This window comes from Yersinia rohdei ATCC 43380 (assembly GCF_000173775.1).
In the GTDB taxonomy this organism is placed as follows: Bacteria; Pseudomonadota; Gammaproteobacteria; order Enterobacterales; family Enterobacteriaceae; genus Yersinia; species Yersinia rohdei.
Map to the genome: position 1 here is coordinate 34,570 of NZ_ACCD01000015.1, position 16,001 is coordinate 50,570.

The window sequence follows — 16,001 nt, forward strand, 5'->3', positions numbered from 1 at the left end:
CTATAAGATGGCCTTGCACGGCTAATCGCTATATTAAAAAGGAATGTAATATAGCGAATTTCACTTTATTGCCTTACTGCCAGCCAAACAAAAAACAGAAAATAAATAGCTATTACTTTGAAAAATAGAAGTATTTTTAATTGTCCTTATTAAAGTTCGATATTTTCCCGTCTTATTCACTGTTCTTAGTACCAAAAAACATAAGCAACATTTTTTTTGTCTTTGTTTGCTGGCTTCATCCTCCGTAGATCTAATGATAAATCTGGATGAAAGGAGCCTGAGGTGAATTTCCAGCAACTTAAAATCATTCGGGAATCAGCCCGTTGTAATTACAATCTGACTGAAGTGGCAAATACTTTATTTACATCACAATCCGGCGTAAGCAGGCATATTCGGGAATTAGAAGAAGAATTAGGGATCGAGATTTATATTCGGCGTGGCAAGCGCTTGTTAGGCATGACTGAGCCGGGTAAAGAACTGCTAATACTGGCGGAGCGGATGTTGAATGATGCTAATCAAATCCGTCGCCTGGCGGATGTATTTAGCAATAATGAAAGCGGGCAGTTAAATATAGCCACCACACATACCCAAGCGCGCTATAGCTTGCCCCGCGTGATTAAAGAGTTTCGGCTGTTATATCCACAAGTAAAGTTGGTGATAAGCCAGGGCAGTCCTCAAGAAATTTCGGCGATGCTGCAATCTGGCGAGGCAGATATTGGCATTGCCACTGAGTTATTGATGAGTGATGAATCTGTTGCTGCATTTCCTTATTATCGCTGGCATCACGCGATTGTCGTGCCGGAAAATCATCCTTTAACACAAGAGAACAATATCACGCTAGAAATCTTGAGTCGCTTGCCATTAATTACCTATCGGCAAGGTATTACTGGGCGATCCCGTTTGGATGATGCCTTTAAAAACGCGGGCCTGGTTCCCGATATTGCCCTCAGTGCACAAGATGCTGATGTGATTAAAACCTATGTTGAATTGGGGATGGGGGTGGGTATTCTGGCGGATATGTCTTATGAAGCGCATCGCGATCAGGGGTTAGTTCGGCTGAACGCCGAGCATCTGTTTGAAGCCAATACGGTTTGGCTGGGATTAAAACGAGGACAGTTACAACGTAACTTTATTTGGTTTTTTATCCAGCTCTGTAACCCAACACTTTCCCTGCATGACATTAAAGAGAAAGTGCTGGCCGTGGCAACCGATGAAATGGTGATCGATTACCAAATTTAGTGGTCTGATGGATACGTTGAGAAAAAACATCAGTCAATATCATTGTTATCGGGGGTAAATCGCACCCGTACCTCTGTGCCACCTTCTTCGCGCTGACGAATATCACAATGTCCGTTCAGACTGGTGGCCCTATCTTGCATAATTATCAGGCCGTAATGATTTGGCCGCTCATTGGCTTGGCCAATTCCGCAGCCATTGTCGACGATAGACATGATGATATCGCCTTCTTCGACAGTCACTTTTACCCCAGCTTCGCTGGCCTGAGCATGTTTATAAATATTATTCAGTGCTTCACGGGCAATGTTTACCATATGAATTGCTTGATGATCAGGAACGGCATTTGACGGTAAATTGAAATCAAAGCTAATGGGCAAGCTGGCCCGTTCGCTGAATTCATTGACCAGAGTTTGCAGTGCGGCCCGCAGTGTTGCTTCATTTAGTTTCAAGCGGAAAGTTGTCAGTAATTCTCGTAGCTCACGATAAGCAATATTAAGTTCATCGCGCATTTGTTGGACTAATATTTTACTTGGCTCGGGTAAATCTGGGGCTTGCATTTGCAAACAGCTGATTTGTATTTTCAGACAAGAAAGGGACTGGGCGATAGAGTCGTGCAGTTCGCGCGCGATGGCCGAACGCTCTTCCATAAGTAACAATTGTTGCTGATGCCGAGACTGAGTTTCCAAAGCCAGAGTACTGGTCAGTTGCTCGACCAGCATATTAACCAACTGCTGTTGATCAGAGTTAAGGGGGGAGGCTGAAGGCAGTTTTGCCAGTAGTAAGCCATATTGGCCAAGTTTATCACTCAGACTCCAGCTTAGGGACTCACGCAAAGTTGCCCGACTTACGGCAGTTGATGACCCACTGATTGTTAATTGCGCTGGCCGATTTTGCGGTGGTAAATATTCCCCATCGGTATTGTCTGTGAGGTGGGCATTATACAGATGGTTTTCATACAAGCAGATTTGCACGTTTTCCAGTGGCGTCAGTGTCTGTAATTGCTCAATGACCGGCACTAACCGCTCGCTCAGGGGCTGGTGGGTATGCAGTTGACGGCTGCTGTGATAGAGAAATGCCAGCACTTGGTTCTTTTGCTGTAGATCGGCTGTTTTCTGGGCAACTCGTTGCTCCAAATCACTGTAAATCAAAGAAAGTTCTTGTGACATTCTATTCAGTGCGGTGCCCAACATCCCCATTTCATCGCGTTGATTGGACAGGGTATAACGCTTGCTAAAATCACCACGACCAATGGCATTAGCCATTGAGATTAATTGCAGCCACGGGCGCAATAAACGGCGGCGCAGATAATAAATAGTGGCCAGCAGCAAGCCCAGTGTCAGCACAATAAAGACCAACTGGATCATGGTGACTAACAGCAGGCGCTGTTCGGTTTTATGATCAATGGCCAATACTAGTGTATCCAGTTGATGAACAAAATCAGCCACACTGTTGGCAACGTCTTCAGGATGTTTAGCTTGTAGCAGTTGTGGTTTTAATGTGTTTTGCCAGTAACGTTCAATTTTCTGATACTGGCTGGTTAACCCTTCTCGTTGCAGCGCACGCTGTAAATCACTACTGGTTTTATCTTGCTCTAATGCCGCCAGATAAGGCAGTTCCTCTTTATCTAGCGGCACCATAGAAAGCAGCCGGTAGCTTTGCATACGTAATGAACCCGCTTTATTGATGGCGTGCGCGTTACCCTGAATGCTTTGAGCCATCCATGACGAGATAGTCATGCCAGCCAGCCCTAACATACCCAGCAGTATCATCAGTAGAGCTATCTGATTCACTAATGGGATGAGATAACGCTTCATAAAGTGGAATTCCTTTAACCAATAGACGTGGCAACCTTGCCGCTTTTAATACTGAAATTCAATGAGATTTCATACCGGCGGCAGTCATCATCATACGGAACAGCATCGAGACTGCCAATAAAGCCAACACACTGGCGCACCAGATAATCAGCATCCACCCCATTTTCTTCCACCAAGGTGATTTTTGCGGCTCAATAGGTTGGGAAGGTGATTGTGATTTCATCATTTAATGATAACCCTGTTCGTGATTGATTTTTCCTCGGAATACGTAGTAGCTCCAGAAGGTGTAAACCAGTATGAGTGGGATAATAAAGAGAGCACCGACTAGCATAAACCCTAAACTTTGTGGGGGGGCTGCGGCTTGCCATAAGGTGATTGATGGCGGAATAAGATAAGGCCAAATACTGATACCTAAACCGCTATAGCCCAAGAACACCAATAAGAGTGTTAACAGGAAGGGGGCGTAATGACCCCCACGATTGACGGCGCGGAGCAAAGCCCAACTTGCCAATAACACTAACAAGGGCACCGGTAGAAACCAGTACAGATTGGGTAATGTAAACCAGCGTGCTGCAATTTGTGGATGCGTCAGGGGCGTCCATAGACTGATGACCGCAATAATTAACAACATCATCAGAGTGAGCGGTTTTGCCAATTTATGCATCACTTGCTGTACATGGCCTTCAGTTTTCATGATGAGCCAGGTACAGCCCAGGAGTGCATACGCAGTGACCAGCCCCAAGCCACAAAACAGGGCAAAGGGAGTAAACCAATCAAACGCCCCGCCACTGTAGCTGCGCCCGGTGACCGAGAAACCGTGAATAAAGGCACCGACCACTATTCCCTGTGTGAATGTCGCGACCAACGACCCACCAATAAAAGCTTTATCCCAGATATGCTGTTTTTCTGGGCTCGCTTTAAAGCGGAATTCAAATGCCACACCACGGAAAATAAGGCCCAATAACATCAAGGTAAGCGGGATTGCCAGTGCATCAAGAATAACAGCATAGGCTAAGGGAAATGCGCCTAACAAGGCAGCCCCGCCCAATACCAACCAGGTTTCATTGCCATCCCATACTGGGGCGACACTGTTCATCATTAAATCCCGGTCACGGCTGTTTTTGACCAACGGAAACAGGATCCCGATGCCCAAATCAAAGCCATCCATCACCACATACATCATGGTGCTGAAGACAATAATGACAAACCAAATCAGCGGAAGATCGATACCCATTATTAGCTCCTGTTCTGGTTGTCGTCGGTTTTTAATTCGCCGGGATCTGCATTGAATGGCTCACTCACCGCAGAGAGCGGGCGGGCAGGCGTGGCGTGTTGGCCCGGGCCACCTTTATCTTGTTGGCTACCTTCATGCGCTTTTGGTCCTTTGCGGATCAGGCGCATCATATAGGCATAACCCACACCAAATACTGAACCATAGACCAAAATGAAGACCAGCAAACTGATGCTCATGTGCAGCTCACCGTGCGATGACACGGCATCTTTGGTGCGCTGTATGCCATAGACAATCCACGGCTGGCGGCCCACTTCGGTTGTAAACCACCCCGCCAGAATGGCGATTAATCCTGATGGCCCCATCCACAAAACGAAATGGAGGAAGGGCCGAGATTGATACAATTTGCCGCGCCAGCGGAGCCATAAACTCCAAAAACCAGCCAGAATCATCAACATGCCTAGCCCGACCATGATGCGAAAAGACCAGAACACAATGGTGGAGTTCGGGCGGTCTTCTGGTGGGAAAGATTTCAGTGCCGGGATTTGCTTATCCAGACTATGTGTCAGGATCAAGCTCCCCAAATAGGGGATTTCCAGTGCGAAACGGGTTTTTTCTTGTTTCATATCTGGCCAGCCGAACAGGATAAGCGGTGTCGGTTCACCGGGTTTATTTTCCCAATGGCCCTCAATAGCGGCAATTTTTGCGGGTTGATATTCCAGAGTATTTAGTCCGTGAGCATCACCAATAACCGCCTGTATCGGGGCGACAATCAAGGCCATCCACATTGCCATTGATAACATTTTTCGCATTGCTGGCGTATCGCGTTTGCGCAGTAAATGCCATGCGGCGGATGCGCCTACAAAGAATGCGGATGCCAAGAAAGCAGCCGTTGACATGTGCAGCAAGCGGTAGGGGAATGATGGGTTGAAAATAACTTTTAGCCAGTCAACGGGGACGACCTGTCCATTAATGATTTCAAAGCCTTGAGGGGTTTGCATCCAGCTATTGGAGGCCAATATCCAGAAGGTTGACATTAAGGTGCCCAATGCAACCATGCAAGTGGCAAAGAAATGCAAGCCGGGGCCAACACGATTCCAGCCAAATAGCATGACCCCAAGGAAACCCGCCTCGAGGAAGAATGCAGTTAACACTTCATAGGTTAATAATGGGCCGGTGATACTGCCGGCAAATTCAGAGAAAAAGCTCCAGTTAGTGCCAAACTGGTAGGCCATAACCAAGCCAGAAACAACCCCCATACCAAAGTTGACGGCAAATATTTTTGACCAGAAATGGTAAAGATCGCGGTAATCCTCATTTTTGGTTTTTAACCATAACCCCTCAAGAACCGCCAAAAAACTGGCGAGGCCGATCGTGATTGCAGGGAAAATGATATGGAATGAAATAGTGAAAGCGAATTGGATTCTGGCCAACTCGAGAGCGGTTAAGCCGAGCATGGTGACCTCGCTACAAGCATGGTACTGCCTCATCAATCTATAAAATGAATCATTCCCACATTGGCTATTTGTTGGAGCAGCAATGGGCAATTATTTCAGGGACTAAACTTGGCAGTTAGTTAACCATAAGTTAAAGTGGCTATAATAGTGACAATTAATCTAATCTCACCTATAACAGTTGGCTTATGACGCGATATGAACAGTTAGCACAACAAATCCGGGAACAAATTCAATCTAAGGTTTGGCAAGCCGGCGATAAACTGCCCTCATTGCGGGAAAGTTGTAAGCAATCAGGTTTAAGTTTAATGACCGTGGTGCAGTCTTATCAGTTGCTAGAGAGTCAGGGCTGGATAGTGGCACGCCCGCAATCTGGGTATTATGTCGCGTCGCGCCCGACCCAATTGCCCCAACCGCAGCGGGGCAAAAAACTGCATTTGGATGAGCAAGTCGACATAAACACCTTTATTTTTGATGTGTTACAAGCGGGGAAGGATCCGGCGATAATGCCCTTTGGCTCGGCATTCCCTGATCCAAGTCTATTGCTACAACCTCGTTTGTCAAGGTCACTGGCGGGGGTCGCGCGCAAGATATCCCCACAGAGTTCCGTGACTAATTTGCCTCCGGGGAATGAGTCTTTACGGCGCAATATTGCCCAGCGTTATGCTGCGAGTGGAATGAATGTTTCACCTGAAGAAATTGTGATTACTGCGGGGGCGATGGAATCACTGAGTCTGAGTTTACAGGCGGTTACTCAGCCCGGAGATTGGGTGGTTATTGAATCACCGGCCTTTTACGGTGCATTACAGGCGATAGAGCGTTTGCGCTTAAAAGCTATCGCTATTACCACTCACCCGCAGCATGGAATGGATCTTGATGCCCTTGAGCAGGTCATTAGCCAGTATCCGATTAAAGCTTGTTGGTTGATGACCCATTTTCAGAATCCGTTGGGTTGTGTTATGTCTTGGCCGCAGAAGAAACGGCTGGTGGCACTGCTGCAACAGCATAATATTTCGCTAATTGAAGATGATGTGTATGGCGAGTTGTACTTTGGTGCTGAGCGGCCATTGCCAGCAAAAGCGCTCGATCAACACCGGCAAATTCTGCATTGCTCTTCTTTTTCTAAATGCCTGGCTCCGGGGTTTCGTGTGGGATGGGTGGCGGCTGGGGAACATGCACAGCGAATCCAGCATCTGCAACTTATGAGCACGGTGTCCGCCAGTGTTCCGACCCAGTTGGCTATTGCTGATTATCTCAGTCAGGGCGGTTATGACACTCATCTGCGCCGTTTGCGCCGCGTAATGGAGCAGCGATTAAATGCGCTACGGCAAGCGGTGGTTGAACATTTTCCTTCCAATGTCAAAATCAGCCACCCGGCAGGGGGATATTTCTTATGGTTGGAGCTGGAGCGGCCCTTCAATGCCAGTGAATTATACCGGCGAGCACTGGAGCAAGGGGTCAGTATTGCACCGGGGCGGATGTTTACTACCGGCAACCAATTTGACCACTGTTTTCGCCTCAATGCTTCCTTTGCCTGGTCAGAACAAAGCGAAAAAGCCATCCAAATTCTGGCACAACTTATTACGCAATTGACCCACGGCACAAGTAGCGGTTCTCGTTAATCATCTATCTCTCATCTCCCCTATTTATACCCAGCTGATTGCGCCAGAAAATGGCGCAATACCAGCATGATACTCCCCCATTCTGCTCGGCTATTTGTTGCATAAACGGCTTTATTCATCACTTCAATCTTGCTTTTCATGTGGCAGAAATGCACTTAATTGATGCGCATACTGCCCATTTATAGGGCGATAGCCTGTATTGATGTTATTTTTGTGTTGCAAAAATGTGATCGAGTAGAGCAAAAAACAAAATTGGTTGTAAATGCATATAATTTCGAGATAAGCCCAGTTTATTGGGCAAAAATAGAGCTGAAATGCAGTGGGAATGCGAGTAAATTGCATAATTATGCAATTTAAATTATTGTTTTTATGCAATTTCTACATTTTATTCACATTGCATTCGGTATGGCATGAAAGCTGCTGTACACTTTATATCAGGTGAATATATTTCATTCATTATTGTTAACAGAATAAGAGATTTTTGTTGGCTGGATCTTGAAGCCCTAACGCGAGTCTCTCAACCCAATATTTACGCTGATTAAAGAGGCCAATATGGAACAGTCAATCCCGGTTACCCGACAGTCTTTTGATGAATGGATCGTCCCAACATATGCGCCAGCAGATTTTATTGTGGTACGCGGTGAAGGGGCGACGTTATGGGATCAAGCGGGCAAATCTTATATCGATTTTGCCGGTGGCATCGCCGTAAATGCTTTGGGGCATGGGCATCCGGCAGTTAAGGCGGCACTGATTGAGCAAGCCGATAAAGTGTGGCATTTGGGCAATGGCTATACCAATGAACCGGTTTTGCGTCTGGCGAAGCAGTTGATCGACGCCACCTTCGCCGAAAAAGTGTTTTTCTGTAATTCAGGGGCCGAAGCCAATGAAGCGGCACTGAAACTGGCGCGCAAATATGCCCGGGATAACTTTGCCAATCAGCCGGGGCAAGTGGGCGAAAAAAACCAGATTGTGGCCTTCAAAAATGCGTTTCATGGCCGCACGCTGTTCACCGTATCGGCTGGCGGGCAACCAAAATATTCACAGGACTTTGCTCCGCTACCAGAGGGAATTCGCCACGGTATTTTTAACGATTTAGCTTCTGCGCAAGCTCTGATTAATGACCAAACTTGTGCGGTGATAGTGGAGCCAATTCAGGGCGAGGGCGGTGTATTGCCTGCGGATAAAGAATTTTTGCATGGCCTGCGGGCGCTGTGCGACCGACATAATGCCTTACTGATTTTTGATGAAGTGCAAACTGGGGTGGGGCGTACCGGAGATCTGTATGCCTACATGCATTATGGCGTCACACCTGATGTTCTGACCAGTGCCAAAGCCTTGGGCGGCGGATTCCCCATCGCGGCGATGCTGACGACCACCCAATATGCCAGCGCACTGAATATTGGCAGTCATGGCACGACTTATGGCGGTAATCCACTGGCTTGCGCCGTGGCGGGAACGGTTTTATCCCTGATTAATACCCCTGAAGTCCTGGCCGGTGTTAAAGAAAGACACCAGTGGTTCCTTGATGGTCTGGTGGAAATTAATGCCCGTTATAAGGTATTTACCGAAATTCGTGGGCGCGGGCTGCTTATTGGCTGTGTGCTTAACAGTGATTATGCCGGTAAATCAAAAGAAATCATTCAGGCCGCAGCTGAGCATGGACTGATTGCATTGATTGCAGGGCCAGATGTGGTGCGATTTGCACCATCACTGATTATCTCTGCGCACGATATTAAAGAGGGCTTGGCCCGACTTGCTAAGGGTATTGAGCAAGTCTGCTGTAAGGCTAAGTAATAACATTTATGCAGTCATCAAGGATCTTAATATGATGATCATCCGCCCGGTAGAGCGCCGTGATTTAGCTGATATTCTGGAGTTGGCTGGGAAAACAGGCGTTGGCATGACTTCACTGCCACATAATGAGCAATATTTGGCCGCTCGAATTGAGCGCGCATTAAATACCTGGCAAGGTTCTTTGACTGCGGGTGAACAAGGTTATCTGTTTGTGTTGGAAGACAGTGAGCGGGGGAAAGTCGTGGGTGTTAGTGCCATTGAAGTGGCAGTGGGCATGAATGACCCTTGGTATAACTTTCGCGTTGGCACACTGGTGCACGCCTCTAAAACGCTCAATGTGTATAAATCAGTACCGACCCTATTTCTGAGCAATGATCACACCGGCTATAGTGAGCTGTGCACACTGTTTCTTGATCCCGATTATCGTAAAGATAAAAACGGCCCTTTCTTATCGAAAGTACGGTTTTTGTTTATAGCGGCATTTCGGCAGCATTTCTCACGCAAAGTGATTGCGGAGATGCGGGGCTACACTGATGAACAAGGCCGCTCACCATTTTGGGAAAATGTGGGCCGCCACTTTTTCTCGATTGAATTTGCTAAAGCAGATTACCTGAGTGGAACAGGGCAAAAAGCGTTTATTGCTGAACTGATGCCCAAACATCCGCTATATGTCGATTTTTTGGCGGAGGAAGCCCGTGCAGTGATAGGTCAGGTTCATCCACATACCGCCCCGGCGCGGGCCGTGTTGGAAACCGAAGGGCTGCAATATCAAGGTTATGTCGATATCTTTGATGGCGGGCCGACGTTGGAAGCCAATACTGATGAAGTCCGGGCAATACGCGACAGTAGCAAGCGAAAAGTTGTTATTGATGATGTTGATATCGACCCCAGTGGTGCGCCCTATTTAGTGGCTAATGACCGTTATCAATATTTCCGCTCAATATTGATTAACACCCATCTATCAGACGAATTACTGCATTTAACCACGCAAAATGCCGCAGCTCTGGGTGTGGTTGCCGGTGATTCGGTTCGGATTGTGAGCCTTTTTGCTCCGGAGATTAAAAAATGACCCATCCTGCACTGTTTATTCAGGGAAAGTGGCACACCGGCAAAGGTGCACATTTCGACAAACATGACCCTATGGATGGGACATTATTATGGCAAGCACGGGCGGCAGACAACACTGATGTTGCCTTGGCTTGCCGTGCCGCCCGTGAGGCTTTTCCTGCTTGGGCGCAAGCGCCGTTGGAACAGCGGGTGGCCGTCGTTCAACGTTTTGCTGCCTTACTTGAGCAGCATAAACAACAGCTGGCGCGCACCATCAGCTTAGAAACCAGCAAGCCGCACTGGGAAACCTTGACGGAAGTGCAGGCCATGATTGGCAAAGTTGCTATTTCACTGCAAGCCTATCAAATCCGCACCGGAAGCAGCCAAACGCCAATGGCAGATGGCCTTGCGGTGTTACGCCACCGGCCTCATGGGGTATTGGCAGTTTTTGGCCCCTACAATTTCCCTGGGCATTTACCTAATGGCCATATTGTTCCAGCACTGTTGGCGGGCAACACGGTGGTGTTCAAACCCAGTGAACTCACACCATTGACGGCAGAAGAAACCCTCAAATTATGGCAGTCGGCGGGTATTCCGGATGGCGTCATTAATTTGGTGCAAGGTGGGCGAGAAACCGGCGAAGCACTGGCTGCGCAAGCTGATCTTGATGGTTTGTTGTTCACCGGCAGTGCGAATACCGGTTATCACTTGCATCGCCAACTGGCCGGTCAGCCGGAAAAAATTCTGGCGCTGGAAATGGGCGGCAATAATGCCTTGATTGTCGAGCCGGTAACTGACTGTGATGCTGCGGTAAATCTGGCTATCCAGTCGGCTTTTATCTCTGCCGGTCAGCGCTGTACTTGCTCGCGTCGTCTATTAGTGAAAACTGGCGCCGCGGGCGATGCTTTTTTACAACGATTTGTCGCGGTGGCTAAAGCACTGCGTATTGGCCGCTGGGATATGCAACCGGCACCCTTTATGGGGGCGGTAATTTCATCGCAAGCAGCAGAAAAAATGCTGGCGGCACAGCAACATTTAATTGAGTTAGGCGGCCAGCCATTATTAACCATGACCCGCCCTGATAGCCAAAGTGCCGTGCTGACACCCGGTATCATTGATATCACCGGCATTCCCAACGCGCCTGATGAAGAATATTTCGGGCCAATGGTGAGTGTGATCCGCTATACCGATTTTAGTCAGGCGCTACAAATAGCCAATCAGACCCGATTTGGTTTAGCCATCGGTTTGGTTTCAGAAGATCGCCAACAATTTGAACGACTGCTACTAGAAGCCCGTGCGGGAATTGTTAACTGGAACAAGCCCTTAACCGGCGCTTCCAGTGCGGCCCCCTTTGGCGGAGTTGGGGCATCGGGTAATCATCGGCCAAGTGCATTTTATGCCGCCGATTACTGTGCCTGGCCAATGGCCTCACTTGAAAGTGAAAGTCTGATACTGCCAGCAACCCTGTCGCCGGGTATTTCTTTCGATTTACCTGATAGCCAATAGGCCAACAATGGAGACGACGATGGCAGGTTATGAAGTTAATTTTGATGGATTGGTGGGGCTGACACATCACTATGCTGGATTGTCATTTGGCAATGAAGCCTCTGCTAAGCATCAAAACAACATCTCCAACCCTCGGCTGGCGGCAAAACAGGGCTTGCTGAAAATGAAAGCCTTGGCAGATTTAGGTTACCAGCAAGGTGTGCTGCCGCCGCAAGAGCGCCCGGCGATAGCTGTTTTGCGCCAGTTAGGTTTTAGCGGTTCAGATGAGCAAGTCTTGAGTGAGGTCGCGCGCCAGTCCCCGCGCTTGTTGTCTGCGGTAAGTTCAGCCTCATCAATGTGGACGGCGAATGCTGCAACTGTCTCACCCTCCGCCGACAGTGCGGATGGCCGTGTTCATTTTACTGTGGCCAATTTGAATAATAAATTTCATCGGGCGATAGAGGCGGATACAACCTCAGCCATCTTGAAAAGTGTTTTCAATAACCACCGCCACTTTGTTCATCATGATGCTTTGCCCTCGGTAGAGTTATTCGGTGATGAAGGGGCGGCGAATCATAATCGTCTGGGGGGCGAATATCACCAGCCGGGGATTCAGGTCTTTGTTTATGGTCGTAAAGGTCTGGCAAGCGGCGATGCACCTAGCCGATATCCTGCCCGCCAAACACTGGAGGCCAGTGAAGCTGTTGCACGGTTACATTTGTTAGACCCCGAGCGGACAGTTTTCCTACAGCAGAATCCGGCGGTTATTGACCAAGGGGTGTTTCATAATGATGTCATCGCGGTCAGCAATAAGAATGTGTTATTCCACCATCAGCATGCATTCGTATCAGATAGCCAAGTTATGGTGGATATTCGCCGCAAGATGGGGCAAATTGAGCAACAATTTATCAGCATTGAAGTGCCCGCCGCCCAAGTATCGGTGGCACAAGCAGTATCGACCTATCTGTTTAACAGCCAATTATTGAGCAAACCCGATGGCAAAATGCTGTTGGTTATTCCTCAAGAATCACAAGAAAATCCGGACGTGTGGCGCTATCTGTCTGAGTTAATCAAGAGTGGTGGGCCGATTGATGAAGTCCGGGTTTTTGATCTGCGCGAAAGCATGCGCAATGGTGGTGGGCCGGCCTGCTTGCGGTTACGTGTCGCGTTAAATGACACCGAGTTGCAGGCAGTCAATAGCCGAGTGCTGCTAACACCGGCATTATTTATTGCGCTGAATAACTGGATTGACCAACATTATCGCGATCATTTGCAGTTTAAGGATTTGGCAGATCCGCAGCTATTACAAGAAGGGCGACAAGCATTGGATGAGCTGACGCGAATCCTCAACCTCGGCTCAATATATCCATTCCAACGTAATTGACCACCCGACGGAATGCGCAATAGCAAGCCAATACCTACTGTGAATGGAAGGGTAACAATGCAAGATTTCCTGTCAATGACACTCATGGGCAATCCACCACCAACCCCCGGTGGCGAAACGGCAAACCTTAAGTGGCAATGGCTGGGGGAAGGGCTGCTGATGCTAACACCTCATGGCGGCTACACTCAGTCAGTGGTGTTATCGGCCGGTATCCACGGCAATGAAACCGCGCCAATTGAGATTCTTAATCAATTAGTATCAGATTTATTAGCGGGCAAACTGCCATTGGTAATACGGCTGTTAGTGATTTACGGTAATCCGCCGGCAATTCGTTCTGCTGCGCGCTATCTCACGGCGGATATCAACCGCATGTTTGGCGGGCGTCATCGGCATTACTCACCTTGTGACGAAACTCGGCGGGCTGAAACTCTGGAGCAACATGTGATTGAGTTTTTTGATGCTGACCCTCAATCAATACGGCTGCATTATGATTTACATACCGCAATTCGAGCCTCTCACCATACCCGTTTTGGTTTACTTCCTTATCAGCCAACCCCTTACTCATCAGCCATGCTAGGTTGGTTACAGGATATTGAATTAGATGCATTAGTGATGCATACCTCAGCGGGGGGAACTTTTGCGCACTTTAGTAGTGAGCACTGTCAGGCCGCGAGTTGCACACTGGAGCTGGGTAAAGCATTGCCCTTTGGCGAAAACCAGTTTGAACAATTTAGTATGATTATTGCTGGGTTACGTGCATTAGTCAGTGGTGGACAGCTACCTAAGCGCTCTGCGGGCACCACGATATTTTATCGTGTGGTGAAATCGCTGCTAAAACAACACCAGGATTTTAGATTGTGGGTAGCGGATGACACCTTGAATTTCACTCGATTTACGCAAGGCACATTAATGGCAGAACAACCTAATGAGGATTATCGGGTTGAACATAAGTACGAGTGGATTTTATTTCCTAATCCACAAGTTGCGTTGGGATTACGCGCTGGGATCATGTTGGTACAAATGGCAGAGCATGAGCTCCCCAGAATATAAATAAGGCTACATTACTAATACCGTAATAGATAATAACCCACGTTAACATCACCACGGTGACTTCCCCTTAAGTTAAATTTTAAGATTTATATGGCTTTTAGTCTGTGGAAAATGGGCGACTAGCAATAGTAGCTCATTTTTTCTGCGCTTTATTGAGGGGTGATGCATTATATTCTTCAATAAGAAAAGGCCATTTATTAAAACCACTCTAATGACTAAACAACCAAAGGCAAATTCCCTCATAAATCAATTAGTGTTATTGATGTTTTGTTTTTTTATCAATTGCACCAAAAGTGACATTCATATCTTTACCATTTGCATTTTAAATAGCCAATCCATTGCTTTGAATATATAAAAATCGCATTAAGAGTGTGAAATCATCTGCATGTTACAAACAGTAGGGAAGAATAGAACAAAAAAGAAACAAATTGAAACTAATGTGCACTATTTTGGTGCTTATGCACTATTTTGGTTATATGTAATTACGTAAAAACAATGATAATCAAGTGGTTATGAAAAGTTCCAATAATAATATTTTGTTACAATTAATTGCCTAACCATACCTATATAACTTCAATTTTAACGTTTTAACTTTTCGCTCTTAATGATAATGTCTATTCGCTTTACAAGACAGGTAACTATAAAAAAATTAAAAGTTAACTTTTACGAGGCCGAAAAATTAATTTGGCCCGAGGGTTAGTTTTATTAAAATTTAAAGGAAAAATAATGATGAAGCGCAGTTTACTGGCCTTAGCGGTCACCGTAAGTATGGTTCCGGCACTTTCAAATGCAGCAGAAATTTATAATAAAGACGGCAATAAGCTGGATCTTTATGGTCGCGTAGCCGCTAAATACCTCTTCACAAAACATGATAATTCAGATGCGACTTATGTTCGTTTCGGTTTTAAAGGCGAAACACAAATTAATAGCCAACTGACCGGTTTCGGCCAGTGGGAATACCAAGCGGCAGCCAACAATGCTGAAGCTCAAGGCGATAAAGGCAATAAAACCCGCTTGGGCTTTGCTGGTCTGAAATTTGCTGAATTTGGTTCTTTCGATTACGGCCGTAACTACGGCGTTGTGTATGATGCGCTGTCTTACACCGATATGCTGCCAGAGTTCGGCGGTGATTCAATCGCTTACACCGATAACTACATGACCGGTCGTTCAACTGGTCTGGCAACTTACCGTAACACCGATTTCTTCGGTATGGTAAAAGGCTTGAACGTTGCAGCTCAGTATCAGGGCCGTAACGATGAAGGCAATACCAGCCAAAATGGACGTTCGCTTCAGAAAGCTAATGGCGACGGTTTCGGTTTGTCTGTTGATTATCAAGACATCGAAGGCAGTGGTGTTGGTTTCGTAGCTGCATACTCATCTTCCAACCGTACTCTGGGTCAGAAAACACTGGCTGACAGCGCTACCGGTGATAAAGCTCAAGCATGGGCAACTTCACTGAAATATGATGCAAACCAGGTTTACCTGGCTGCAATGTATGGTGAAACGCTGAACATGACTCCATATAAAGCACTGATTGCCAACAAAACCCAGAACGTAGAATTGGTTGCTCAGTATCAATTCGAAAATGGTATTCGTCCATCAATCGCTTATATTCAGTCTAAAGGTAAAGACCTGGCCGTTGTGGGTGATGCAGACTTGCTGAAATATGCCGACATCGCTGTGACTTACTATTTCAACAAAAACATGTATACCTATGTTGATTACCAGATTAACTTGCTGGATTCAGACAACAATCCACTGGGTCTGGGTACCGATGACACTGTTGCAGTTAACTTAACTTACCGTTTCTAAGTTAATTTAAGCAGTAATATTGCCCTTTTCTGTGTCGGAATTAGGTGAATTTAAAAGGCGGGGATAACCCGC

At 46.9% G+C, this 16,001-nt stretch carries 12 protein-coding genes; 8 read left to right on the forward strand and 4 right to left on the reverse strand.

The genetic code is table 11. The features are described 5' to 3' along the window. Positions 1 to 282 precede the first annotated feature (282 nt). A complete protein-coding gene (gene cbl, locus YROHD0001_RS07155) occupies positions 283 to 1,239 on the forward strand; it encodes an HTH-type transcriptional regulator Cbl (protein WP_004715154.1) in 957 nt (318 codons plus the stop codon). A 29-nt stretch (positions 1,240 to 1,268) separates the two neighbouring features. On the opposite strand, the gene narX is transcribed toward cbl, so the two are convergent. The 4 genes from narX to YROHD0001_RS07140 are packed head-to-tail and all read right to left on the reverse strand — an operon-like array spanning position 1,269 to position 5,738. Beyond that, positions 1,269 to 3,050 carry a nitrate/nitrite two-component system sensor histidine kinase NarX gene (gene narX, locus YROHD0001_RS07150; RefSeq protein ID WP_004715155.1) on the reverse strand — a complete coding sequence of 594 codons (1,782 nt, stop codon included), beginning with the start codon at positions 3,048 to 3,050 and terminating at the stop codon, positions 1,269 to 1,271. A gap of 58 nt (positions 3,051 to 3,108) precedes the next feature. Further along, positions 3,109 to 3,276, reverse strand: coding sequence for a DUF2474 domain-containing protein (locus tag YROHD0001_RS19720; protein ID WP_004715156.1), 168 nt, complete (start codon positions 3,274 to 3,276; stop codon positions 3,109 to 3,111). Continuing rightward, positions 3,277 to 4,284 (reverse strand): cytochrome d ubiquinol oxidase subunit II, encoded by a 1,008-nt coding sequence (cydB, locus tag YROHD0001_RS07145; protein WP_004715157.1) that lies wholly within the window; start codon positions 4,282 to 4,284, stop codon positions 3,277 to 3,279. Positions 4,285 to 4,286: 2 nt separating this feature from the next. Continuing rightward, positions 4,287 to 5,738, reverse strand: a complete 1,452-nt coding sequence (locus YROHD0001_RS07140; protein WP_004715158.1) for a cytochrome ubiquinol oxidase subunit I — start codon at positions 5,736 to 5,738, stop codon at positions 4,287 to 4,289. A gap of 185 nt (positions 5,739 to 5,923) precedes the next feature. Between YROHD0001_RS07140 and YROHD0001_RS07135 the strand changes: the two genes are divergently transcribed. The 7 genes from YROHD0001_RS07135 (at position 5,924) to YROHD0001_RS07100 (ending at position 15,929) form a co-directional block, all read left to right on the forward strand. After that, entirely contained in the window at positions 5,924 to 7,357 is a 1,434-nt protein-coding gene (locus YROHD0001_RS07135) for an aminotransferase-like domain-containing protein (protein ID WP_004715159.1), read from the forward strand. Positions 7,358 to 7,909: 552 nt separating this feature from the next. Beyond that, on the forward strand, positions 7,910 to 9,151 hold the full coding sequence (locus YROHD0001_RS07125) for an aspartate aminotransferase family protein (protein WP_004715164.1): 1,242 nt from the start codon (positions 7,910 to 7,912) through the stop codon (positions 9,149 to 9,151). 31 nt (positions 9,152 to 9,182) lie between these two features. Further along, the gene (astA, locus tag YROHD0001_RS07120; protein ID WP_032817100.1) at positions 9,183 to 10,220 is read left to right on the forward strand and encodes an arginine N-succinyltransferase; all 1,038 of its coding nucleotides are present in this window, start codon (positions 9,183 to 9,185) and stop codon (positions 10,218 to 10,220) included. Then, positions 10,217 to 11,704 carry a succinylglutamate-semialdehyde dehydrogenase gene (astD, locus tag YROHD0001_RS07115; RefSeq protein WP_032817101.1) on the forward strand — a complete coding sequence of 496 codons (1,488 nt, stop codon included), beginning with the start codon at positions 10,217 to 10,219 and terminating at the stop codon, positions 11,702 to 11,704. Before astA ends, astD begins: the two co-directional genes overlap by 4 nt. A 19-nt stretch (positions 11,705 to 11,723) precedes the next feature. Next, entirely contained in the window at positions 11,724 to 13,067 is a 1,344-nt protein-coding gene (gene astB / locus YROHD0001_RS07110; protein ID WP_004715167.1) for an N-succinylarginine dihydrolase, read from the forward strand. Positions 13,068 to 13,124: 57 nt separating this feature from the next. Next, positions 13,125 to 14,117 carry a succinylglutamate desuccinylase gene (astE, locus tag YROHD0001_RS07105; protein WP_004715168.1) on the forward strand — a complete coding sequence of 331 codons (993 nt, stop codon included), beginning with the start codon at positions 13,125 to 13,127 and terminating at the stop codon, positions 14,115 to 14,117. Between the two features lie 726 nt (positions 14,118 to 14,843). Continuing rightward, on the forward strand, positions 14,844 to 15,929 hold the full coding sequence (locus YROHD0001_RS07100) for a porin (protein ID WP_032817103.1): 1,086 nt from the start codon (positions 14,844 to 14,846) through the stop codon (positions 15,927 to 15,929). Positions 15,930 to 16,001: the final 72 nt, after the last annotated feature.